This window comes from Streptomyces sp. NPDC006544 (assembly GCF_040611715.1).
Lineage (GTDB): Bacteria > Actinomycetota > Actinomycetes > Streptomycetales > Streptomycetaceae > Streptomyces.
In genome coordinates, this window is record NZ_JBEXOV010000040.1 from 43612 (window position 1) to 64938 (window position 21327).

General features: G+C 71.8%; 17 protein-coding genes. 10 read left to right on the top strand and 7 right to left on the bottom strand.

Translation table 11 applies throughout. From position 1 onward, the window contains the following. Positions 1 to 360 precede the first annotated feature (360 nt). Together ABZY44_RS19895 and ABZY44_RS19900 are read left to right on the top strand one after the other, a co-directional pair. Positions 361 to 1038, top strand: a complete 678-nt coding sequence (locus tag ABZY44_RS19895; protein ID WP_267753822.1) for a response regulator transcription factor — start codon at positions 361 to 363, stop codon at positions 1036 to 1038. Positions 1039 to 1136: 98 nt separating this feature from the next. Beyond that, complete coding sequence (locus ABZY44_RS19900) at positions 1137 to 2402, top strand: ATP-binding protein (RefSeq protein ID WP_356655520.1); 1266 nt, start codon at positions 1137 to 1139, stop codon at positions 2400 to 2402. Between the two features lie 24 nt (positions 2403 to 2426). Here ABZY44_RS19900 and ABZY44_RS19905 read toward each other — a convergent pair whose 3' ends face one another. Then, positions 2427 to 2960: a GtrA family protein gene (locus ABZY44_RS19905; protein ID WP_356655522.1), complete on the bottom strand. Its 534-nt coding sequence runs from the start codon at positions 2958 to 2960 to the stop codon at positions 2427 to 2429. A gap of 222 nt (positions 2961 to 3182) precedes the next feature. Between ABZY44_RS19905 and ABZY44_RS19910 the strand changes: the two genes are divergently transcribed. The 4 genes from ABZY44_RS19910 to ABZY44_RS19925 all read left to right on the top strand — a co-directional run bounded on the left by ABZY44_RS19910 (position 3183) and on the right by ABZY44_RS19925 (position 7423). Further along, the gene (locus tag ABZY44_RS19910; protein WP_356655524.1) at positions 3183 to 4322 is read left to right on the top strand and encodes a 5-(carboxyamino)imidazole ribonucleotide synthase; all 1140 of its coding nucleotides are present in this window, start codon (positions 3183 to 3185) and stop codon (positions 4320 to 4322) included. Next, positions 4319 to 4855: a 5-(carboxyamino)imidazole ribonucleotide mutase gene (gene purE / locus ABZY44_RS19915; protein WP_356655526.1), complete on the top strand. Its 537-nt coding sequence runs from the start codon at positions 4319 to 4321 to the stop codon at positions 4853 to 4855. Before ABZY44_RS19910 ends, purE begins: the two co-directional genes overlap by 4 nt. A 5-nt stretch (positions 4856 to 4860) precedes the next feature. Further along, complete coding sequence (locus tag ABZY44_RS19920; RefSeq protein ID WP_356655555.1) at positions 4861 to 6075, top strand: dipeptidase; 1215 nt, start codon at positions 4861 to 4863, stop codon at positions 6073 to 6075. Positions 6076 to 6331: 256 nt separating this feature from the next. Beyond that, positions 6332 to 7423, top strand: a complete 1092-nt coding sequence (locus ABZY44_RS19925; protein WP_356655528.1) for a membrane dipeptidase — start codon at positions 6332 to 6334, stop codon at positions 7421 to 7423. Positions 7424 to 7465: 42 nt separating this feature from the next. On the opposite strand, the gene ABZY44_RS19930 is transcribed toward ABZY44_RS19925, so the two are convergent. Together ABZY44_RS19930 and ABZY44_RS19935 are read right to left on the bottom strand one after the other, a co-directional pair. Beyond that, positions 7466 to 8806: a glycosyltransferase family 87 protein gene (locus tag ABZY44_RS19930; RefSeq protein ID WP_356655530.1), complete on the bottom strand. Its 1341-nt coding sequence runs from the start codon at positions 8804 to 8806 to the stop codon at positions 7466 to 7468. 141 nt (positions 8807 to 8947) lie between these two features. Further along, positions 8948 to 10303, bottom strand: coding sequence for a UDP-glucose/GDP-mannose dehydrogenase family protein (locus ABZY44_RS19935; RefSeq protein WP_356655532.1), 1356 nt, complete (start codon positions 10301 to 10303; stop codon positions 8948 to 8950). 226 nt (positions 10304 to 10529) lie between these two features. Between ABZY44_RS19935 and ABZY44_RS19940 the strand changes: the two genes are divergently transcribed. Together ABZY44_RS19940 and ABZY44_RS19945 are read left to right on the top strand one after the other, a co-directional pair. Beyond that, the gene (locus ABZY44_RS19940) at positions 10530 to 11702 is read left to right on the top strand and encodes an acyl-CoA dehydrogenase family protein (RefSeq protein WP_356655534.1); all 1173 of its coding nucleotides are present in this window, start codon (positions 10530 to 10532) and stop codon (positions 11700 to 11702) included. Between the two features lie 203 nt (positions 11703 to 11905). After that, complete coding sequence (locus tag ABZY44_RS19945; RefSeq protein WP_356655536.1) at positions 11906 to 12988, top strand: NDP-sugar synthase; 1083 nt, start codon at positions 11906 to 11908, stop codon at positions 12986 to 12988. 64 nt (positions 12989 to 13052) lie between these two features. Here the strand turns inward: ABZY44_RS19945 and ABZY44_RS19950 are convergent, their stop codons facing one another. Then, on the bottom strand, positions 13053 to 14432 hold the full coding sequence (locus ABZY44_RS19950) for an LCP family protein (RefSeq protein ID WP_356655538.1): 1380 nt from the start codon (positions 14430 to 14432) through the stop codon (positions 13053 to 13055). Between the two features lie 105 nt (positions 14433 to 14537). Here ABZY44_RS19950 and ABZY44_RS19955 point away from each other — a divergent pair, with 105 nt between their 5' ends. Next, complete coding sequence (locus ABZY44_RS19955; RefSeq protein ID WP_356655540.1) at positions 14538 to 15077, top strand: acyl-CoA thioesterase; 540 nt, start codon at positions 14538 to 14540, stop codon at positions 15075 to 15077. A gap of 124 nt (positions 15078 to 15201) precedes the next feature. Here ABZY44_RS19955 and ABZY44_RS19960 read toward each other — a convergent pair whose 3' ends face one another. Continuing rightward, on the bottom strand, positions 15202 to 16629 hold the full coding sequence (locus tag ABZY44_RS19960; RefSeq protein ID WP_356655557.1) for an LCP family protein: 1428 nt from the start codon (positions 16627 to 16629) through the stop codon (positions 15202 to 15204). Positions 16630 to 16894: 265 nt separating this feature from the next. On the opposite strand from ABZY44_RS19960, the gene ABZY44_RS19965 reads away from it, so the two are divergent. Continuing rightward, positions 16895 to 17935: a glycosyltransferase family 2 protein gene (locus tag ABZY44_RS19965; RefSeq protein ID WP_356655542.1), complete on the top strand. Its 1041-nt coding sequence runs from the start codon at positions 16895 to 16897 to the stop codon at positions 17933 to 17935. A gap of 96 nt (positions 17936 to 18031) precedes the next feature. Here the strand turns inward: ABZY44_RS19965 and ABZY44_RS19970 are convergent, their stop codons facing one another. Together ABZY44_RS19970 and ABZY44_RS19975 are read right to left on the bottom strand one after the other, a co-directional pair. Further along, on the bottom strand, positions 18032 to 19693 hold the full coding sequence (locus ABZY44_RS19970) for an LCP family protein (protein ID WP_356655544.1): 1662 nt from the start codon (positions 19691 to 19693) through the stop codon (positions 18032 to 18034). Between the two features lie 149 nt (positions 19694 to 19842). Further along, positions 19843 to 21327, bottom strand: a 1485-nt coding sequence (locus tag ABZY44_RS19975) for an LCP family protein (RefSeq protein WP_356655546.1), incomplete at its 5' end; no start/stop codon positions are given.

Consider the following 21327-nt stretch of genomic DNA (forward strand, 5'->3'; position numbering starts at 1 on the left):
AGGACATCCACAACCGGGATCCACGCCCTGTGGCGCACCATCGCGCCAGGGCCCGGCCCATAGGTCATTGACTGCGGCCAGGCCCTGGACGGGCATTCCGGAAAGGGTGCCCGTCCGGTCTGGACAGAAATGGAGACTTCCGGCTTGGTTTGGCGCGAAAGTCTCTGAGGTAGTGCATCAGGCGTCTCGACACCATACGACACGACAGTGGCGCATATGAAAGCACTTGAGATATGGATCACAGGTCATTTAGGAACCGCAGCGCTACATTCTAAGGTCGTTAGTAGATCGAAAGAGCAGATCGGCAGGGGTTTGCGGGCGGTCCTCTGCCAACCCCCGCCGCGGACTACCATCACCCACATGACGCGTGTACTGCTCGCCGAGGACGACGCATCCATCTCGGAACCCCTGGCCCGCGCCCTGCGCCGGGAGGGGTACGAGGTCGAGGTCCGGGAGGACGGCCCCACCGCCCTGGACGCGGGACTGCAGGGCGGCGTCGATCTTGTCGTCCTGGACCTGGGGCTGCCGGGCATGGACGGCCTGGAGGTCGCGCGCAGGCTGCGTGCCGAGGGCCACGGCTTCCCGATCCTGGTCCTGACCGCCCGCGCCGACGAGGTCGACACGGTCGTCGGCCTGGACGCCGGCGCCGACGACTACGTGACCAAGCCCTTCCGTCTCGCCGAGCTGCTCGCGCGGGTCCGGGCCCTGCTGCGGCGCGGCGCCAACGAGGCCTCCCAGACCCCCGCCACCCACGGGGTGCGGATCGACGTCGAGTCGCACCGCGCGTGGATGGGCGAGGAGGAGCTCCAGCTCACGGCGAAGGAGTTCGACCTGCTGCGCGTCCTGGTCCGCGACGCCGGCCGGGTTGTCACCCGCGACCAGCTGATGCGCGAGGTCTGGGACACCACCTGGTGGTCCTCCACCAAGACCCTCGACATGCACATCTCCTGGCTGCGCAAGAAGCTCGGAGACGACGCGGCGAACCCCCGCTACATCGCCACGGTGCGCGGCGTCGGCTTCCGCTTCGAGAAGAGCTGAGCCGGGCGGCGGCGGCCTCTCCGCCGGGCGGCGGCCTCAGAGCCGCCCCGCCTCCGCCGGCCCGCTTCCCGTGCCCGCCGTAGGGCATCCTCTAAGCCATGCGCCGCCGCCTGATCAACTCCACGCTCGCCGTGGTGCTCGTCGTCATCGCCGTCTTCGGCGTCTCGCTCGTCATCGTGGAGACCCGGACCATCACCAGCAGCGCCCAGGACCGCATCGAGTCCGAGGCCCTGAGACTGGTGGGCAGCCTGGAGGGCGACGTCCTCGAGAAGAAGCCGGTCGACGCGGAGGCCGTCGCCGCACGGCTCGACGCCGGACGCTACGCGCGGATCACGCTCCCGGGCCGGCCGCCCGTCGAGGTCGGGCCGCGCATCGAGGGCAGCGTCATCCGGGGCACCGCCCGGGGTGAACAGGGCGAGGTCGTCGTCGTCGAGGAGTCCCGCTCCACGGTCACCCGGGAGGTCGGGCGGACCCTGGCGGTGGTCGGCGCGGTGGCCCTGCTCGCCGTGGTGGCGGCCGTCCTGCTCGCCGTACGCCAGGCCAACCGGCTCGCCTCCCCGCTCACCGACCTGGCCGAGACGGCCGAGCGCCTCGGATCCGGCGACCCGCGCCCCCGGCACAAGCGGTACGGGGTCCCCGAGCTGGACCGCGTCGCCGACGTACTGGACTCCAGCGCCGAACGGATCGGACGGATGCTGACCGCCGAGCGGCGACTGGCCGCGGACGCCTCCCACCAGCTGCGGACCCCCCTGACGGCCCTGTCGATGCGGCTGGAGGAGATCACCGTCACCGATGACCTGGAGACCGTGCGGGAGGAGGCGACGATCGCCCTGACCCAGGTGGAGCGGCTCACGGACGTGGTGCAGCGGCTCCTCACGAACTCCCGGGACCCCCGGACGGGCTCCGCGGTCCCCTTCGACCTCGACGAGGTCGTCAAACAGCAGGTGGAGGAGTGGCGCCCGGCCTACCGCAGCGCCGGACGGGCCATCGTGCGCTCGGGGAAGACCGGCATGCGGGCCGTGGGCACCCCGGGCGCGGTCTCGCAGGTCCTGGCGACCCTCGTGGAGAACTCCCTCATGCACGGCGGCGGCACCGTGGCCCTGCGGACCCGGGTGATCGGGAACCAGGCGGTCCTCGAGGTCACCGACGAGGGGCCGGGAGTCCCGCCGGACCTCGGCAACCGGATCTTCGAGCGGGCCATCAGCGGCCGCAACTCCACCGGCATCGGCCTCGCGGTCGCCCGCGACCTCGCGGAGGCCGACGGCGGCCGCCTGGAGCTGCTCCAGACCCAGCCGCCGGTGTTCGCGCTGTTCCTCAGCCGGACCGCGCCGGAACGCGTCGAGCCGGCCGAGACGGTCCGCTGAAGCGCGGCGCGGGGGAGGGGAACTCTAGTTCGCGGCGGTTTCCGGGGTCCGCAAGGGGACCTCGCCCTGCCCGTCGCGCTGCTCGAACACCAGCGAGGACGCGGCCGGCGCGGGCAGGGCCTTGAAGACCCAGCTCCGGTAGGACCAGAAGCGGAACACCGTGGCGATGCCGATGCCGGTGAACTTGAAGAAGTTCGAGGCCAGCGGACCGTCCCAGTGGAAGCCGTACGTGGCCGTGAAGAGGATGCCGTTCTCGATGACCAGGCCGATCGCGCTGAAGGCGACGAACAGGACGAGCTCGCGGGTGCGCCCCGCCCCGGTCTGGTCGGCGCGGTCGCGGTAGGCGAAGTAGCGGAATCCCAGGTAGTTCGTGGTGATGGCCACCAGGGTGGCTATCACGCTCGCGCGCACCACCTGCAGGTCGGTCACGTGGCGGAGCAGGTTGAAGACTCCGAGGTTGACCAGGACGCCCAGCCCGCCGACAGCGCCGAATCTGGCGACCTCACGGAGCAGCGAGCTCACGCGGGCGAGGGCAGATCCGTTCTCCGGCTTGCTCATAAGAGGCTTCAGTCCTGTCCTCGGGCCCCCCGTATGAGGCATCACGCTTGTCTTCGGCCCCCTCATGTTAAGTGTCGCCCCGCTCATACGTCTGCGCCTTGGGAAGCCGTGCGACCCACGGCACACCCGCCCCACCCCGCCCATCCCTTTCGTCCCGCCGCGAGACGGACACCGGCCAGGGTCCCGTCCATATGGCGCAATACCGCCGGATACTCTGGGGGAGTGACGTTCCCGGTAGTCGGCATGGTCGGCGGCGGACAGCTCGCCCGCATGACCCACGAGGCGGGCATCCCCCTCGGCATCAGATTCAAGCTCCTCAGTGACACACCACAGGACTCGGCGGCCCAGGTCGTGAGCGACGTCGTCATCGGCGACTATCGCGACCTGGAGACCCTGCGTGCCTTCGCGCGCGGCTGTGACGTGATCACCTTCGACCACGAGCACGTGCCCATCGAGCACCTGCGGGCCCTGGAAGCCGACGGCGTACCCGTCCGTCCGGGGCCCGACGCGCTGGTGCACGCCTCGGACAAGGGGGTGATGCGCGCCAAGCTCGACGCGATCGGCGTGCCCAGCCCCCGCCACCGGATCGTGAGCGATCCGGCGGACGCGGCGGCCTTCGCGGACGAGGTCGGCGGCTTCCCCGTCATCCTCAAGACGGTGCGCGGCGGGTACGACGGAAAGGGCGTGTGGTTCGTCCGCACGCCGCAGGACGCGGAGGCCCCGTTCAAGGCGGGCGTCCCGGTCCTGGCCGAGGAGAAGGTGGACTTCGTCCGCGAGCTCGCGGCCAACATCGTCCGCTCCCCGCACGGCCAGGCGGTGGCCTACCCGGTGGTGGAGTCCGTCCAGGTGGACGGCGTCTGCGACACGGTGATCGCCCCCGCTCCGCACCTCTCCGAAGAGCTCGCGGGCGAGGCCCAGGCCCTGGCCCTGCGCATCGCCAAGGAGCTCGGCGTGACCGGCCACCTGGCCGTGGAGCTGTTCGAGACCTCCGACGGCCGGATCCTGGTCAACGAACTGGCCATGCGCCCGCACAACAGCGGCCACTGGACCCAGGACGGTGCCGTCACCTCCCAGTTCGCCAACCACGTCCGGGCCGTCCTGGACCTCCCGCTCGGCGATCCGCGCCCCCGCGCCCGCTGGACGGTCATGGCGAACGTGCTCGGCGGGGACTACCCCGACATGTACGCGGCGTACCTGCACTGCATGGCCCACGATCCCCAGCTGAAGATCCACATGTACGGCAAGGACGTGAAACACGGCCGCAAGGTCGGCCACGTCAACACCTACGGCGACGACCTGGACGATGTGCTGGAGCGAGCACGTCACGCAGCCGGCTACCTCAGAGGAACCATCACCGAATGAGCACCTCCGCAGCAGCTCCCGTCATCGGCATCGTCATGGGCTCGGACTCCGACTGGCCCGTCATGGAGGCCGCCGCCCAGGCCCTCGACGAGTTCGAGATCCCCTACGAGGTCGACGTGGTGTCCGCCCACCGGATGCCGCGCGAGATGATCGCGTACGGGGAGCGGGCCGCCGGACGCGGCCTGAAGGCGGTCATCGCGGGCGCGGGCGGCGCCGCCCACCTGCCCGGCATGCTCGCCTCCGTCACCCCGCTGCCGGTCATCGGCGTGCCCGTCCCGCTGAAGTACCTCGACGGCATGGACTCGCTGATGTCGATCGTCCAGATGCCCGCCGGGGTCCCCGTCGCCACCGTCTCCATCGCCGGCGCCCGCAACGCCGGGCTGCTGGCCGTACGGATGCTGGCCGCGCACGACCCGGAGCTGCTGGGCCGCATGCGCGAGTTCCAGCAGGAGCTGAACGACCAGGCCACCGAGAAGGGCAAGCGGCTGCGTACGAAGGTCGCGGGCCAGGAGTCCTTCGGGTTCGGCAAGTGAGCCCGCTGGGCACGGCGGGCGGGACGGACGCGGCCGGCCACCTGGACGCGGCGCGCGAGCTGCTCGCCGCGTACCCGGTCGTCGACGGGCACAACGACCTGCCCTGGGCGCTGCGCCAGACGGTGCGCTACGACCTGGACCGGCGGGACATCGCCGCCGACCAGTCCGCGCACCTGCACACCGACATCCCCCGGCTGCGCGCCGGAGGGGTCGGCGCGCAGTTCTGGTCCGTGTACGTGCGCTCCGACTACGCGGGGGACGAGGCGGTCAGCGCCACCCTGGAGCAGATCGACGCCGTCGCCCAGCTGATCGAGCGCTACCCCCGCGACCTGGTGCGGGCCCTGACGGCGGACGACATGGAGGCGGCCCGCGCGGACGGCCGGATCGCCTCGCTGATGGGAGCCGAGGGCGGGCACTCCATCAACAACTCGCTCGCCACCCTCCGCGCCCTCCACCGGCTCGGCGTGCGGTACATGACGCTCACGCACAACGACACCATCGACTGGGCGGACTCGGCGACCGACGAACCCCGGCACGGCGGTCTGAGCGACTTCGGCCGCGAGGTCGTCCGCGAGATGAACCGCGTCGGCATGCTCGTCGACCTCTCGCACGTCGCCGCGACGACGATGCGCGACGCGCTCGCGGTCTCGGCGGCGCCGGTGGTCTTCTCGCACTCCTCCGCCCGCGCGGTCTGCGACCACGTGCGCAACATCCCCGACGACGTGCTGGAGCTGCTGCCGGCCAACGGCGGGGTGGCGATGGCCACCTTCGTGCCCAAGTTCATCCTCCCCACGGCCGTCGAGTGGACCCTGGCCGCGGACGAGAACCTGCGCGCCCACGGCTTCCACCACCTCGACACCACCCCCGGGGCGATGGCGCTGCACCGGGCCTTCGAGGAGGCGCGCCCGCGTCCGGTCGCCACGGCCGCCACGGTCGCCGACCACCTGGACCACATGCGCGAGGTGGCCGGGGTCGACCACATCGGCATCGGCGGGGACTACGACGGCACGGCCTTCACCCCGGCCGGGCTCGAGGACGTGTCCGGTTACCCGAACCTGATCGCCGAGCTGCTGACCCGCGGCTGGTCGAAGGCCGACCTGGCGAAGCTGACCTGGTCGAACGCGGTACGCGTGCTGCGCGACGCCGAAGCGGTGGCGCGCGAGCAGTCGGCCGCGCGGGGCCCCTCGAACGCGGTGCTCCCGGTGGGGCAGGAGAGCTAGGGGCTCCTGCGGTGCGGTGCGGGCGGGTCCGGAGGTCCGGGCCCGCCCGCACCCGTCTCCGGCGGTGCCCGTCCGGCCCGGTCTCCGGGGCGCCCGCAAGCCCCCGAAGGCGGCGCCCGCCGGGCCCGTCCGGCCCGGTGACCTGCCGGTTACACCCGAACGCCACATCCGCCGGGCGTCTTTCGCGTCCCACATGACACGGTGGCACCACCTTCCCTGCTTCTCTCCCGCTGCCGCCGAGACCGGAGCGCATGCCATGGCCGACCTGCAGGATGAACCGCACACGAGCCCGGCGACCCCCGTGGGCCCGAGCCCCCTCGGAGCCGAGGACACCCCCGCCGCCCTGGGGGGAGCCCTGGACCGGGCTGCCGCACTGCTGGCCGTCCACCCCGTCGCGGACGGGTGCAACACCCTCGTATGGACCCTGCGCCACAGCCCGTACCACGACATCGACACCCCGGACATGGGCGTCGACACCGACATCCCCCGGCTGCGTGCCGGCGGCGTGGGCGCCCAGTTCTGGTCCCTGATGACGCCGTCCGCGTCCGGTCCGGCCCGCGAGAGCGGACCCGCCGACCAGGTGGTCTCCGACACCCTCGAACAGATCGACGTGGCGCTCGCCCTGATGCGCCGCTATCCCGACGGCCTCCGCCTCGCCCTGAGCGCCGACGACCTCGCCGACGCGCGCAACCGCGGCCGCATCGCCTCGTTCCTGGGCCCCGTGACCGGCCGCACGCTGACGGACTCCCTCGGCGCGCTGCGCGCCTTCCACGCCCTGGGCGTACGCCTCCTCGCGCCCGCCGGAGCCCCCTGGGCCACGGACGGTCTCACCGCCTTCGGCCACGAGGTGGTGCGCGAGACCAACCGGCTGGCGATGCTGCTGGACCTCACCGGGTGCCCGCCGGTCGCGGCCTGCCAGATCGCGGGGGCGTCCAAGGCGCCGGTGATCGTCTCGCACGCGGCCGCGGCCGCGCTCAACCCCCACCCGGGCAACGTCACGGACGAGGTGCTGCTCGCGCTGCGCGCCGCGAACGGCCTGGCCATGGTCACCTTCGACAGCGCGCGCACCGGGGACTCCCTGCACGCGGTCGCGGACCACCTGGACCACGTACGGGCCGTCGCCGGCCCCCACTGCGTGGGCCTGGGCGCCGGCTTCGGCGCCGAGCCGGGCCTCCCCCGGCCGACGGGCCTGACCGACCCCTCCGGCTACCCGCGGCTGATCGCGGAACTCCTGGAGCGGGGCTGGCCGGAGCCCGACCTGGCCTTGCTGACCTGGGGCAACGCCCAGCGGGTGGTGCGCGACGCGGAGTTCACCGCACGCGCCGCGCAGCACCGTAGAACCGCCTAGTGCGGTGACCGGCCCCCCGGGGCGGCCGCGGCACCGGGCGCCTCAGACGCGCGCGGGAACCCCGGGCTGGGCAGCGGTCGCGGAGGCGGCCGCGGGCCCGGGCGCCGGGGCGGCGGTGACGCTGGCCCTCCACAGGCGGACGCAGGACCAGACGGCGGCCCAGGCGAGCAGGCCGTTGCGGACGCAGAGCAGGATCGTTCCGAAGACCGTGCCCGGGAGGATCTCCGAGCCGTAGGTCAGCGGGTAGATCGCGGTGCTGAGCGCGGTGGCGGCGACGATCAGCCAGGCGACCGGCCGCTGCGTGGTGTGCCGGCAGGTGAGGCAGACCGCGGCCAGGCCGACCAGCCAGATCAGGTACTGCGGGCTGAGCACGCGGCTGGTGATGGTGAAGACGAGGATGGCGCACAGCGCCGCGTCGAGCGGGGTCGCGGTCGACCAGCGGCGGGCCTTGACGCGCCACAGCAGCAGCCAGCCGAATCCGACGACCGTGAGCGCGACGGAGAGCACGGCGACGCTGGAGACGTACGGGCCCAGGTACTCGTACGCGCCGTAGCGGACCTCGGTCCTCCCGGACCAGGCGCCGACGAGCTTGCCCAGCATCAGGGCCGAGCCGCCCAGCGACTCCACCTGGATGCCGCGGTTGCCCTGGTTGCCCAGGAAGCCGAGGGTGTCGCGGAAGAACAGCGCGAGGACCGCGAGCAGGACGGCCGCGGCGGCCGCGGCCGAGACGATCGCGTCGCGGGTGGTCCGGCCGCGCGGGGTGCCGATCAGGGTGAGCAGCGGCCAGACCTTCACCAGGGCGCCGATCCCGGCAAGGACCCCGCCGAGCTTGCGGCGGAAGCGCAGGCACAGCAGCGAGCCGACGGCGAGCAGGGTGACCTGGAGGTCGTAGCGCCCGAAGGGCAGCGACAGCAGCAGGGGCAGCGTGGCCAGCCACAGCACGGCTCCGGCCGTGCTGCCGTCGGGGCGGCGGGCGGCGCGGACCAGGCCGACGGCGATCAGGGCGTCGCAGACGACGGTCAGCGCGACGAACGCCTGGAAGTAGCTGAAGAAGGGCAGCAGGTCGGGCGACAGGAAGACGGCCGCCGCGGCCGGCGGGTACTGCCACATGACGTCGTTGTGCGGCATCGTCCCGGTGACGAGGACGTCGTACCAGTTGTTGTAGGTCTCGGTGATCTCCACGCGCACCGAGGAGGTGCCGTGGAGGTTCACCACGAGGAGGACCACCATCAGGGAGCGGGTGGCCAGCCAGAAACCCGCCATGGCCAGGTGGCCGGCGCGCTCCCGCAGGAAGGTGTCGAAGGGTCCCCGACCGGTACGCGGGGCCGGCCCCGGCGCGCCTGCGGTGGGGCGGACAGGGCTTCTCGTGCTCGTACTGGTCATCGGCCGTGAGTCTAGCGATCCATTCTGTGACCCCCGGCGGCTCCGTCCAACAATCCGGTGACGAGATCCGAAACCGCCCATTCCGCAACGAAGTGGATCACTTGCGGGCCGCACTCGGGCCGCACTCGGGCCGGGCCCGGGTCAGGCGCGCGGCCGGCCCATGGCGCGGTACGTCCAGCCGGCCGCGCGCCAGCGCTCGGGGTCGAGGGCGTTGCGGCCGTCGAGGACGAGCCGGTCGGTGACGACCTCGCCGAGCGCGGCCGGGTCGAGGTCGCGGAACTCGCGCCACTCGGTGAGGTGCAGGACGACCTCGGCGCCGCGGGCCGCGCCCAGCGCGGAGTCGGCGTAGCCGAGGGTGGGGAAGACCCGGCGGGCGTTGTCCATGCCCTTGGGGTCGTAGACGGTGACCTGGCCGCCCTGGAGGTGGATCTGCCCGGCGACGTTCAGGGCGGGGGAGTCGCGGACGTCGTCGGAGTCCGGCTTGAAGGTGGCGCCCAGCACCGCGACGCGCTTGCCGAGGAAGGAGCCGCCGACGGCCTCGCGGGCCAGCTCGACCATGTGGCCGCGGCGGCGCATGTTGATGGAGTCGACCTCGCGCAGGAAGGTGAGGGCCTGGTCGGCGCCCAGTTCGCCGGCGCGGGCCATGAAGGCGCGGATGTCCTTGGGGAGGCAGCCGCCGCCGAAACCGATGCCGGCGCGCAGGAACTTCCTCCCGATGCGTTCGTCGTGGCCGATGGCCTCGGCCAGCTTCACCACGTCGCCGCCGGCGGCCTCGCAGACCTCGGCCATCGCGTTGATGAAGGAGATCTTCGTGGCGAGGAAGGAGTTGGCGGCGGTCTTGACGAGCTCGGCGGTGGGGAAGTCGGTGACCACCAGCGGGGTGCCCTCGCCCATGGGGGCCGCGTAGACCTCCCGCAGGAGCTTCTCGGCGCGCTCCGCGTGCTCTCCGTGGACGCCGATGACGATCCGGTCGGGGTGCAGGGTGTCCTGGACGGCGAACCCCTCGCGCAGGAACTCGGGGTTCCACGCGAGGGCGACCTCCTCGCCCGCGGGGGCGAGCGCGGCCAGCTTCGCGGCGAGGCGCTCGGCGGAGCCGACGGGCACGGTGGACTTGCCGACGACGAGGGTGGGCCGGTTCAGCTGCGGGGCGAGCGATTCCACGGCCGCGTCGACGTAACTCATGTCGCACGCGTACTCGCCGTGCTTCTGCGGGGTGTTCACGCAGACGAAGTGGACGTCGCCGTCGAAGGCGCCGATCTCCTCCCACGAGGTGGTGAACCGCAGCCGGCCCGTGGAGCCCGGCAGCCCGGCCACGTGCGAGGCCAGCAGCTCCTCCAGTCCCGGCTCGTACATCGGTACGCGGCCGGAGGCCAGCAGCTCGATCTTCTCCGGCACCACGTCCAGCCCGAGCACGTCGTACCCCAGCTCCGCCATCGCCGCGGCGTGCGTTGCGCCGAGGTATCCGGTGCCGATCACAGTGATCTTCAGGGGGGCCATGCGTGCTCCTGGAGGTGCGGGGCCGTTTGCGGCAACCGAGCATAGTCGCGCGATCCACCGGGTCCGCATTTCGCCCGCCTCCCCGATGGCGAGCCCGGACGGTCAACCGGCCGCACCCGCTGTCACGCAGCTCACGTACGACGCCCGTGTCGCTCTCGGCTACCGGACACTAAGATTGGGTTACTTAACGGTAGTTAGCATCGCACCACTTGGGGAGTGAGAAATCTTGGCGGGTTCTGCCGACTTCGACCTGTACCGTCCGGCCGAAGAGCACGACATGCTCCGCGAGTCCGTCCGCGCGCTCGCCGAGGCGAAGATCATGCCCTTCGCCGCGGCGGTCGACGAGGAGTCCCGCTTCCCGCAGGAGGCCCTCGACGCCCTCGTGGCCAGTGACCTCCACGCCGTGCACGTGCCCGAGACCTACGGCGGTGCGGGCGCCGACGCCCTCGCCACCGTGATCGTGATCGAGGAAGTGGCCCGCGTCTGCGCGTCCTCCTCGCTCATCCCGGCCGTCAACAAGCTCGGCTCGCTCCCGGTGATCCTCTCCGGCTCCGAGGAGCTCAAGGCCAAGTACCTGGGCCCGCTCGCCAAGGGCGACGCGATGTTCTCGTACGCGCTCTCCGAGCCCGACGCGGGCTCCGACGCGGCCGGCATGAAGACCCGCGCGGTGCGCGACGGCGACTTCTGGGTCCTCAACGGCGTCAAGCGCTGGATCACCAACGCGGGCGTCTCCGAGTACTACACGGTCATGGCCGTCACCGACCCGGAGAAGCGCTCCAAGGGCATCTCGGCCTTCGTGGTCGAGAAGGGCGACGAGGGCGTCTCCTTCGGCGCCCCGGAGAAGAAGCTCGGCATCAAGGGCTCGCCGACCCGCGAGGTCTACCTCGACAACGTGCGCATCCCCGCCGACCGCATGATCGGCGCCGAGGGCACCGGCTTCGCCACCGCGATGAAGACCCTGGACCACACCCGCATCACGATCGCGGCCCAGGCCCTGGGCATCGCCCAGGGCGCCCTGGACTACGCCAAGGGCTACGTCCAGGAGCGCAAGCAGTTCGGCAAGCCGATCGGCGACTTCCAGGGCGTGCAGTTCATGCTCGCGGACATGGCCATGAAGATCGAGGCCGCCCGCCAGCTGACCTACTCGGCGGCGGCCCGCTCGGAGCGCGTCTCCGGCGGCGGCCCCCACGAGGACCTCACCTTCTTCGGCGCCGCGGCCAAGTGCTTCGCCTCCGACGTGGCCATGGAGGTCACCACCGACGCCGTCCAGCTCCTCGGTGGCTACGGCTACACGCGGGACTACCCGGTGGAGCGCATGATGCGCGACGCGAAGATCACCCAGATCTATGAGGGCACGAACCAGGTCCAGCGGATCGTCATGGCCCGCAACCTGCCGTAGCCGCAGCGGCGCTTCGCGCGGATCGGCACGGCCCCGGATGCGTCCGGGCGCGGACGAGGAGGCCCCCGGCACGCTGCCGGGGGCCTTCCCACGGGCCGGGCCGGGGCCCCCGCGACCCCGACGAGGGACGCCCCGGCCAGCTCCGTCCCCCCGATGGGCTAGCTTGGGGTCTCGAACGCCCGACCGCTTGGGGGAGAAGGCACATGACGGAAGCGATCCTGCTGGTCGGCGGGCAGGGGACGCGGCTGCGCCCCGTCACGGTGAACACCCCCAAGCCGATGGTCCCCGCGGCCGGTGTTCCCTTCCTCGCCCATCAGATAGCCAGGGCCGCCGCCGCCGGCGTCACCCGCATCGTGATGGCCACCTGCTACCTCGCCGAGGTCTTCGAGCCCTACTTCGGCGACGGATCAGCCTTCGGCCTCAGCCTCGAGTACGTGGTCGAGGACGAGCCCCTGGGCACCGGCGGAGCCATCCGCAACGCCGCCGCACGCCTGACCGGCGGCCCGGACTCCCCGGTCCTCGTCTTCAACGGGGACATCCTCACCGGACTGGACATCGCCGGCCTGGTCGAGTCCCACCTGAAGACCGACGCCGACGTCTCCCTGCACCTCGTACGGGTCGCGGACCCCCGCGCCTTCGGCCTGGTCCCCACCGACTCCGAGGGACGGGTGCTGGACTTCACCGAGAAGCCCGGGACCCCCGAGGAGATCACCACCGACCAGATCAACGCCGGCTGCTACGTCTTCCGCCGCAGCGTGATCGACTCCATCCCGGCCGGCCGCGCCGTCTCCGTGGAACGCGAGACCTTCCCCGGCCTGCTCGCCTCCGGCGCCAGGCTGCGCGGATTCACCGACAGCACCTACTGGCTGGACCTCGGCAAGCCCGAGGCCTTCGTCCAGGCCTCGGCCGACCTGGTGCGCGGGATCGTCTCCTCCCCGGCGGTCCCCGGCCCCCGCGGCGAATCCCTGGTCCTCCCCGGCGCCGAGGTGGCCGACGGAGCGGTGCTCTCGGGCGGGACGGTGGTCGGGGCCGGCGCCCGCATCGGCGCGGGAGCGGTCGTCCGGGGCTCCATCGTGCTCGACGGCGCGGTCGTGGGCCCGGACACCCGGGTCGACGCCAGCCTGGTCGGCGCGCGCGCCTCGGTCGGCCCGCGCACCGTGCTGGACCGCGCCGTCATCGGCGACGGCGCCGTGGTCGGCGCCGACAACGAGCTGCGCGCCGGAGTCCGGGTGTGGTGCGAGGCCGAGGTCCCCGCCGGCGCGGTCCGCTTCTCCTCGGACCGCTGACCGACGAGGGCTTCCACGCCCCCCGAGGGGGCGGCCGCGGAGCCTCCCGGTCACCGCGCTCGTGTTAGTTGCCGCGCACGGTGACCTTCTGGTCCTTCTGGATCTGCTGGACGAGCTGCTGGACCTGCGCCTTGTCCCAGACGAGGTTCCCGCCGCGCTGCCCGGAGATCGGCATGTTCATCGAGACCCCGTCGCCGCTGCTGATGCCCTTCATCGCGAAGAACATCTGGCCCATGTCCCACAGCGACATGTCCTTGTCCACGATCAGCGTGTCCAGGCCCGCGCCCAGCACCGGGTACAGCGTGAACGGGTTGAGGACCGTGGACGGCGTCGCCGCCTGGCTCGCCAGCGCCGACAGGAACTTCTGCTGGTTCTTCGTCCGCTGGAGGTCCGACTCGGCGAAGGCGTAGCGGGTGCGTACGTAGGCCAGCGACTGCTCGCCGTTCAGCGTCTGCGTCCCCTCCTTGAAGTCGGCCCCGGACTTCTCGTCCTTGAACCCCTTCTCGATGTTCAGCTCCACCCCGCCCAGCGCGTCCACGATGTTCGCGAAGCCGGCGAAGCCGATCTCCGCGTAGTGGTCGATGCGCAGACCGGTGTTGAACTCCACCGTCCGGACCAGCAGCTCCGGGCCGTCCTCGGCGTACGCCGCGTTCAGCTTGGTCCGCTTGCCCGTGCCGGCGAACTTCTTTCCCGACTCCGAGCCGACGAAGGAGGGGATCTCCACGTCCGAGTCGCGCGGCAGCGAGATCATCGTGTTCCCGCTGGAGCACTTCGCCAGGATCATCATCGAGTCGGTCCGCTTGCCCTCGGCCGAGCCCGTGTGAAGCTTCTTCTTCTCCTCGGCGGACATGCCCTCGCGGCTGTCGGAGCCCACGATCAGGTAGGTCGTGCAGTCGCCCTCCTTCGGGCGCTCGATGACCTTGGAGAGGTCGACCTCGCGGCGCACGTGGGAGTCGGCCCAGAAGTAGGTGCCGATGCCCGTCACGAGCAGTCCCGAGACCAGCACGATCGAGCCGACCTTGATCCGCTTGCGCCAGTCCGGAGCCGGACCCGCGGGACCCGCCGGACCGCCCCGCTCCCGTCTGCCCGGTCCGGCCGGCGGCTGCTGGCCGCCGCCACCGTAGACCTGGCCGGTGTTGTAACCGCTGTCGAACCCGCCCTCACCGGAGCCGGAGCCGCCGCCGGCACCGCCGCCGCTGTACGAGCCGCCCTGCTGCGGGGGCACGTACGGGGCGCGGGCCGGGCCGCCGGGCCCGACGGGCGGCTGCGCGGGCCTGCGCGGCGGGTACGGGGGCTGCGCCGCCTGGGCGGGCGGGGCCGGCCGCTGGACGTGCCGCATCCGCCGCGCACCCTCGGACTCCGCCTGGCCGCTGCCGCGTCCGTACCCGTCATCGCGGCGGCCGCGCTCGTCGCGCTCGCCGCTCCACCCGTCCCAGTCACTCATGTGCACAGAATGCCTGGCCGAGCGGGCCGCGGAACAGCCCGGGGGCGGGTTCGTACCGCTGCTGTTGCAGAGCTGATGCCCGCGCACCGCACTTAGAGTGGCTCCATGACAGAGATACCGGGCGAGCTGCCCGGGAAGCCGGTCTCGGCCTCCCGCACCACCCTCAGCCACATCATGACAGCCAACGACACCAACCTGCTCGGTACCGTGCACGGCGGCGTGATCATGAAGCTGGTGGACGACGCGGCCGGCGCCGTCGCGGGCCGGCACTCCGGCGGTCCCGCGGTCACCGCCTCCATGGACGAGATGGCCTTCCTGGCCCCCGTTCGCGTCGGCGACCTCGTCCACGTGAAGGCCCAGTGCAACTGGACCGGCCGCTCCTCCATGGAGATCGGCGTACGGGTCCTCGCGGAGCGGTGGAACGAGTCCACCCCCGCCACCCAGGTCGGCAGCGCCTACCTCGTCTTCACCGCCGTGGACTCCGACGGCAAGCCCCGCCAGGTCCCGCCGGTCGTGCCGGGGACCGAGCAGGACGAGCGGCGCTACCAGGAGGCCCAGATCCGACGCACGCACCGCCTCGCCCGCCGCCGGGCGATCATGGAGCTGCGCGAGCAGCGCGCCGCCCAGGGCTTCGACGAGCTCTGACGGGCTCCGACGGCCCCGCAGACCCTCCGTCGGGCATGCCGCCGGGCCGCCCTGTCCGCCCTGCCCGCCGCCCGCCGCCCCGGCCGCCCCACCGGGGCCGGGGCCGGCGCCGGTTCCGGAAGGGCTACGTCCCGCAGACCACCTGATCGCCCGTGACCACGCCGAACTCACCTTGGTGCGGGTCCTCCGCGCGCACCTCCACCACCTTGCGGTAGTCGGCCCCGGCGAGGACCACGACCGTCCGCCCCTGGCCCGGTACGGCCCGCATCTCGCTGCCCGGCAGCGCGGTGGACACCGTACGGGCCGACCGGTCCCAGCGCGGGTCGTACGTGATCACCGTGCGCTTCACCTCGCGGCTCGAGCCGGTCCCCGGGGCCCGGGTGGTGTCGAATCCCGTGGCGCGCAGCGCCGAGTCCACCCGGGTGCCCAGCCCGTCGATGCGGGTGCCGTTCTCCACCTGCACACGGACCTGCTGCGGAGCCACGTCCACCGGCACCGCCGGCTGCTTGTGCACCGGCCGTCCGGGGGCGGGCGCCGGGGCCAGGGGACGGTCTTCGCGCAGCGCCTCGAAGAGCTTCGCGGCCTTGGTCTCGTCCCACTTCACGGTGGAACCGAGGCCCTTGACCGGGAAGGAGGGGTTGCCGACGGGCACGGAGGCGAATTCCGAGGAGGACGGGGTGAAATCGCGCATCGCCTGCCCCAGGGCCAGCATCTGCTCCGAGCCGAAGCCCTTGTCGGCCCGCACGGATCCGAGCAGGGTGGAGCTGACCTCCTTGAACTTGACCGGGTTGAGCAGTACCCCGCCCCGGGTGGCCTGCCTGATCAGCGCGGCGATGAACCGCTGCTGGCGCTGCATCCGGCCGAGGTCCGAGGCCCCGTCCACGTGGCGCGAGCGCACGTACTGCAGTGCCTGCCCGCCGTTCAGCCGGTGGGTGCCGGGGAGCAGGTCGAGGCCGGTGTTGGGATCGCGCATGGTCTTGGCGGTGCAGATGTCCACGCCGCCCATGGCGTCCACCGTCTGCATGAAGCTGGTGAAGTCGACCTCCAGGTAGTGGTCGATCTTCACCCGGGTCATGTTCTCCACGGTGCGCACGGTCAGGTGGGGCCCGCCCTCGGCGTAGGCGGCGTTGAGCTTCACCGGGTGGGTACCGTGCTGCTTGCCGCCGGCCTCGTCCAGGTGCGCGGGCAGTTCCACGTAGCTGTCGCGGGGGAGGCTGATGACGCTCGCCCTGGTCCGGTCCGCCGAGAGGTGGACCAGCATGACGGTGTCGGTGCAGTGGCAGGGGGCTCCGCCGAGGCGGTACTCGCGCTTCTCGTCCTTGGTGATCTTCTCCCGGCCGTCGGTGCCGACGAGCAGGAAGTTCACTCCGTGCCCGGCCTGCGGGCGGTTCTTCATGTCCTTGAAGGGGTCGACCCGCTGGATTCCGGTGTCCAGACCGGTCATCACGGCGTGCCCGACGGCCCCGGAGCCGAGCACCACCACCGACAGCCCGGCCGCGATGCGGACTCCCCAGCGGGGCCTGTCGGGCGGCCGGGGGGCGCCCTCGCGGATTCTGACCGGTCTTGCGGCCCGCTGCGCGCGCTGCGTCGGCCGGGCGGGCCGGGTGGGACGGTGCGGCTGGGGCACGGGGGAAACCTCCGCGGGGGCAGCGGGTCGGGACGGCGGGTCGGGACGGATCGGGGAGGTGCCGCATTCGGCTGATTCGTCAGAACAGTAGGTCCATACGATCAACCTCTGTCCTTACCGCTCATCCGGCGCGCACCGGGTTCCCCCGTACGCGGTAACGTGACACCGATACCCGACCTTGAAGGACCACATGCCCGCCCAGCAGCCCGCAGTCTCGGTGATCATGCCGGTGCTCAACGAGGAGCGCTATCTGCGCGACTCGGTCCGCCACATCCTCGGACAGGAGTACGCAGGCGAAATGGAGGTGGTGATCGCGCTCGGGCCGTCCACGGACCGCACCGACGAGATCGCCGCCGAACTCGTGCGGGAAACCGCCTCCCACGCACGAGCCCGCGTCCGTACCGTGCCGAACCCCACCGGCCGTACGCCCGCGGCCCTCAACGCCGCCATCAAGGCCTCGCGCCATCCGATCGTGGTGCGCGTGGACGGCCACGGCATGCTCTCCCCGAACTACATCGCCACCGCGGTCCGCCTCCTGGAGGAAACCGGCGCGCAGAACGTCGGCGGCATCATGCACGCCGAGGGCGAGAACCCCTGGGAGGACGCCGTCGCCGCCGCGATGACCTCGAGGATCGGCGTCGGCAACGCGGCCTTCCACACCGGGGGCAAGGCCGGCCCCGCCGAGACCGTCTACCTCGGCGTGTTCCGCCGCGAGGCCCTGGAGCGCGCGGGCGGCTACAACGAGGAGTTCGTGCGTGCCCAGGACTGGGAGCTGAACTTCCGCATCCGCGAGGCCGGCGGGCTCATCTGGTTCTCGCCCGAGCTGAGGGTCCAGTACCGCCCCAGACCGTCCGTGCGGGCCCTGGCCAAGCAGTACAAGGACTACGGGCGCTGGCGGCACGTGGTGGCCCGCTACCACTCGGGCTCGATCAACCTGCGCTATCTGGCGGCGCCCGCGGCCGTCTGCGCGATCGCGGCCGGCGTCGTCGTCGGCGCGGCCGTCACCCCGTGGGCCTTCGCCCTCCCGGCCGGCTACCTCGCGGCGATCACCGCCGGGTCGGTCCCCGCCGGCAAGGGCCTCTCGCTCAAGGCGCGCGCGCAGATCCCCGTCGCCCTGGCGACCATGCACGTGTGCTGGGGCTACGGCTTCCTGACCAGCCCGCGCTCGCTCGCGGCCAAGGTCATCGCGAGCCGCCGCCCGGCGGTGCGCCGCGACCCCAGCGGGGTCTGAGCCCCGCTCCCGCACGAAAGGGGTGACCCGGTCCGTCGAGGACCGGGTCACCCCTTTCGTGTGAGCGGACCACCGGCGGACCGGCGGGCCCGCGGACTACTTGCGGTACGGCGCGTACACGTCCATGCAGGAGGTGTCCGATCCGTTGAGCACGTCGGCCGAGTCCGGCACCGAGCCCGCCTCGGGCGGCGCCTGCTGGGGGAAGACGTTGCCCTCCCGCCAGTCCGCGCCCACCACGACCGTGATCCTGGCCGCGCCGGCCGCCTTCTGCACGGAGGCGGCCGGAATCCCGAGGGCCGCCGCCACGGTCTGCGCTTCGGCCGCCTGGGCGTCCGTGGCGTACCGGACGACCGTCAGCTTCTCCGGGGTGAGCGAGGAGTCCGCCTTGGCCAGCGTGAAGCCCTTGGAGACCAGCTGGCCCGCGATGGCCGTGGCCCGCTTGGCGACCGGCGGGGCGCCGACTCCGGTGCCGTTGGCCACCTGCACGGCGATCTTCGACGGATCGGCGGCCGCGGGCTGGGACGGCGCCGGCGACGAGCCGGTCGCGGGCGCGCTCGGCTGGGCGGAGCCCTCGGGCTTCGCCGCTTCGCCGTTGGAGTCGAGGGCGACGTCCTTGCGGAGCATCGTCCACATCTTCTCGGCGTCCGGCGGGTTCACGACCAGCCGGTCCTTGTCCTGGGGATCCTCCAGCACCGGGATCGTGGCCATGGTGATGCGGTCGACCGGGACGTCCTTGAGCTGCATGGCGAGGTCGAAGAGCTTCTTGACCGACCCGATCTCCTCGGACACCTCCAGCGCGTTCGTCGCCGCCTCGGCGAGACCCGTCAGACGGGGGACGTCGGTGAAGGCGTTCTGGCTCTTGAGGCTGCGGATCATCGAGTTCATGTACATGTGCTGGGCCTTCGCCCGGCCGAGGTCGCTCCCGAAGGCGTGCCGGGTGCGCAGCCACTGGAGCGCCTGCTCACCCTTGACCTTGGTGGTGCCGGCCTTGAGGTGCAGGCCCGAGCCGCCCGAATCGCTCCCGGGGGTGGACGTGTCCCAGACCTTCTGGTTGACGCAGACCTCCACACCGCCGATCGCGTCGGCCATCGACACCACACCGGAGAAGTCGATCGTCATCCAGTGGTCGATGTAGATGTTGGTCAGCTTCTCCCAGGTGGCCAGGGTGCAGCCGGCGCCACCGCGTCCGAGGGTCTCGTTGATCATGCCGCGGGTCGCCTTGTACTTCTTGCCCGTCTTGGGATTCGTGCACTCGGGGATGTCCACCTTGGTGTCGCGGGGGACGGAGGTCACCGAGGCGTTCTTCCGGTCGGCCGAGACGTGGATCAGCATCTGCACGTCGGCCAGCGGGTCGGAGCCGACGGCGTCCCAGTTGCCGCCGAGGGAGGCGTTCTCCGGCTTGTTGCGGCTGTCGGAGCCGATCATCAGGATGTTCAGCGGGCGCCGGCCCGCGGCGTCGGCCTCGCTCTTGGCCACTCCGCTGTCGCCGCTCATGCGCTGTCCGCTGCGGATGTTGGCGTTGAGGTGGCGGTAGTAGAGGTAACCGGCCGCCGCCGTCCCGAGTATGAGCAGCGCCACGACGGAGGCGACCCAGCGCAGCACGCGCCGTTTGCCGCTCTTGGTGGGGCGTCTGCGGCCACGGCCGCCGCCGCGTCTGCGGCCGGAGCCGCTCCTCGGCTGGGGGACGGTGCCGCCCGCGGCCGGACCGCCGCCGGGTATGCCGTCGTCGGCCGGGGCGGACGCCCCCTCCCCATGCACGCTGCTGTGCCTCACTCGTTCCCCCTGAAGATCACTCTGTGTCGTCATTGTGCCGGTCGCCGCGGCCCACAGCGTCATGCGGTGCTCGGGACGGACTCGTGGACGCCTTCCTCACGGCTTCGCGGGCGGCTCGGCCACCGCCCGGCCGGTCACTTGGCGCAGACCGTCTGGTCCGCCTCGACCCGCTGGACGCCCTCGGGCGCCTTCTGCGGAGCCGTCTGCGAGACCCCCGCCCCCTTGAAGTCCGCGCCGAGCGTCAGCTTCATCGGCGTCTTCGGGGCGGCGTCGGCCGTGCCCATCTTCAGCGCCGTCGCGGGAAGGCCCATCATCTCCGCCAACGCCCGTGCCTGGTCGGCCTGGTTGGGCGCGTACTCCAGCTGTGTGGTGTCCACCTTGGCGGGCGCGTTGCCCAGGTTGCTGGACTTCGGCACCCCCTTGCTGTTCTGCAGCCACGTCAGCGTGCCGGACGCGGAACCGGCCGGCCCGCCGCCGTTGTAGACGTCCACCCGGACGTCCTTGGCCGCGGCGCGCGGACCCTGCATCAGCGCGTCCAGCTTCGCCTTGGCGTCGGCGTCGGCCGCGGCCGCGGCGGCCTGCTCCTTCTGCTCGACCGCGGTGAGCGAGACGTCCTCCCGGATCATCTGCATCAGCGGATCGGCCTGACTCGGATTGATCACGACGGTGGACTTGACCTTCTCCGCCGGATTGTCGAGCACCGGAAGCGTGGTGAAGGTGATGTTCTTGAGGTCGATGTCCTTCAACTCGCCCGCGAGTTCGGTGAGTTTGTTGATGTCTCCTATGCCGGAGTCCACGCTCAGCGACTTGGTGGCGGCCTCGGCGAGGGAGAAGAACTTCTGCGGACTCGTCAGCGTCTGCTTCGACTTCATCTCGCGCATCATCGAACTCAGGAACTGCTGCTGGGTCTTGATGCGGTCCAGGTCGCTCTCGTTGCCGAAGGCGTGCCGGGTCCGTACGAAGGCCAGCGCCTGCTCGCCCTCCAGGCGGTGCTCGCCCGCCGAGAGCTTGAGCTGGGAGTCCTTGTCGTCGACCGCCTTCTCCACGCAGACCGGTACGCCGCCGACCGCCGTGCTCAGGTTCTTCACCGCGTTGAAGTCGGCCATCATGAAGTGGTCGACCTGGATCCCGGTGAGCTCCTTGACCGTGCGCATCGTGCAGCCCGGGTCGCGGCCCGCCTGCCCGAGGCTGGTGTTGAAGCGGACCCCGTGCTCGCCGGCGATGTTCTTCGTCGAGCCGTCCGGCTGCTTCGTGGGACAGGCCGGGACGGCGGTGATCAGGTCGCGGGGGATGGACAGCGCCGTGGCGTTGGACCGGTCCTTCGAGACGTGGAAGAGGATCGTGGTGTCGGCGTGGCCGACGCTGCCGGCGTCCCCGTACCCCTCGTTGCCCGCGCCGCTGCGCTTGTCGGTCCCGATGACCAGGATGTTGATCGCCTGGCCCTTCTTGAAGCCGCCCTTGGTGCCGGCGTCACCCACGTCGGTGACGGTGAGGTTGCCGTTCAGGTGGTCGTAGTAGAGGTACGCGGCCACCGAGCCGCCGATCAGCAGCAGCGCGAGCGTCCCGCCGGCGACGGCCAGGATCTTCTTGCCGCGCCCGCCGCCCTTGCGCGGGCGCCC

Bases quoted from the DNA above. Each gene is read 5' to 3' on its own strand.
- ABZY44_RS19895 (WP_267753822.1), top strand. From the start codon at position 361: ATGACGCGTGTACTGCTCGCCGAGGACGACGCATCCATCTCGGAACCC.
- ABZY44_RS19900 (WP_356655520.1), top strand. From the start codon at position 1,137: ATGCGCCGCCGCCTGATCAACTCCACGCTCGCCGTGGTGCTCGTCGTC.
- ABZY44_RS19905 (WP_356655522.1), bottom strand. From the start codon at position 2,960: ATGAGCAAGCCGGAGAACGGATCTGCCCTCGCCCGCGTGAGCTCGCTG.
- purE (WP_356655526.1), top strand. From the start codon at position 4,319: ATGAGCACCTCCGCAGCAGCTCCCGTCATCGGCATCGTCATGGGCTCG.
- ABZY44_RS19925 (WP_356655528.1), top strand. From the start codon at position 6,332: ATGGCCGACCTGCAGGATGAACCGCACACGAGCCCGGCGACCCCCGTG.
- ABZY44_RS19930 (WP_356655530.1), bottom strand. From the start codon at position 8,806: ATGACCAGTACGAGCACGAGAAGCCCTGTCCGCCCCACCGCAGGCGCG.
- ABZY44_RS19935 (WP_356655532.1), bottom strand. From the start codon at position 10,303: ATGGCCCCCCTGAAGATCACTGTGATCGGCACCGGATACCTCGGCGCA.
- ABZY44_RS19945 (WP_356655536.1), top strand. From the start codon at position 11,906: ATGACGGAAGCGATCCTGCTGGTCGGCGGGCAGGGGACGCGGCTGCGC.
- ABZY44_RS19950 (WP_356655538.1), bottom strand. From the start codon at position 14,432: ATGAGTGACTGGGACGGGTGGAGCGGCGAGCGCGACGAGCGCGGCCGC.
- ABZY44_RS19955 (WP_356655540.1), top strand. From the start codon at position 14,538: ATGACAGAGATACCGGGCGAGCTGCCCGGGAAGCCGGTCTCGGCCTCC.
- ABZY44_RS19965 (WP_356655542.1), top strand. From the start codon at position 16,895: ATGCCCGCCCAGCAGCCCGCAGTCTCGGTGATCATGCCGGTGCTCAAC.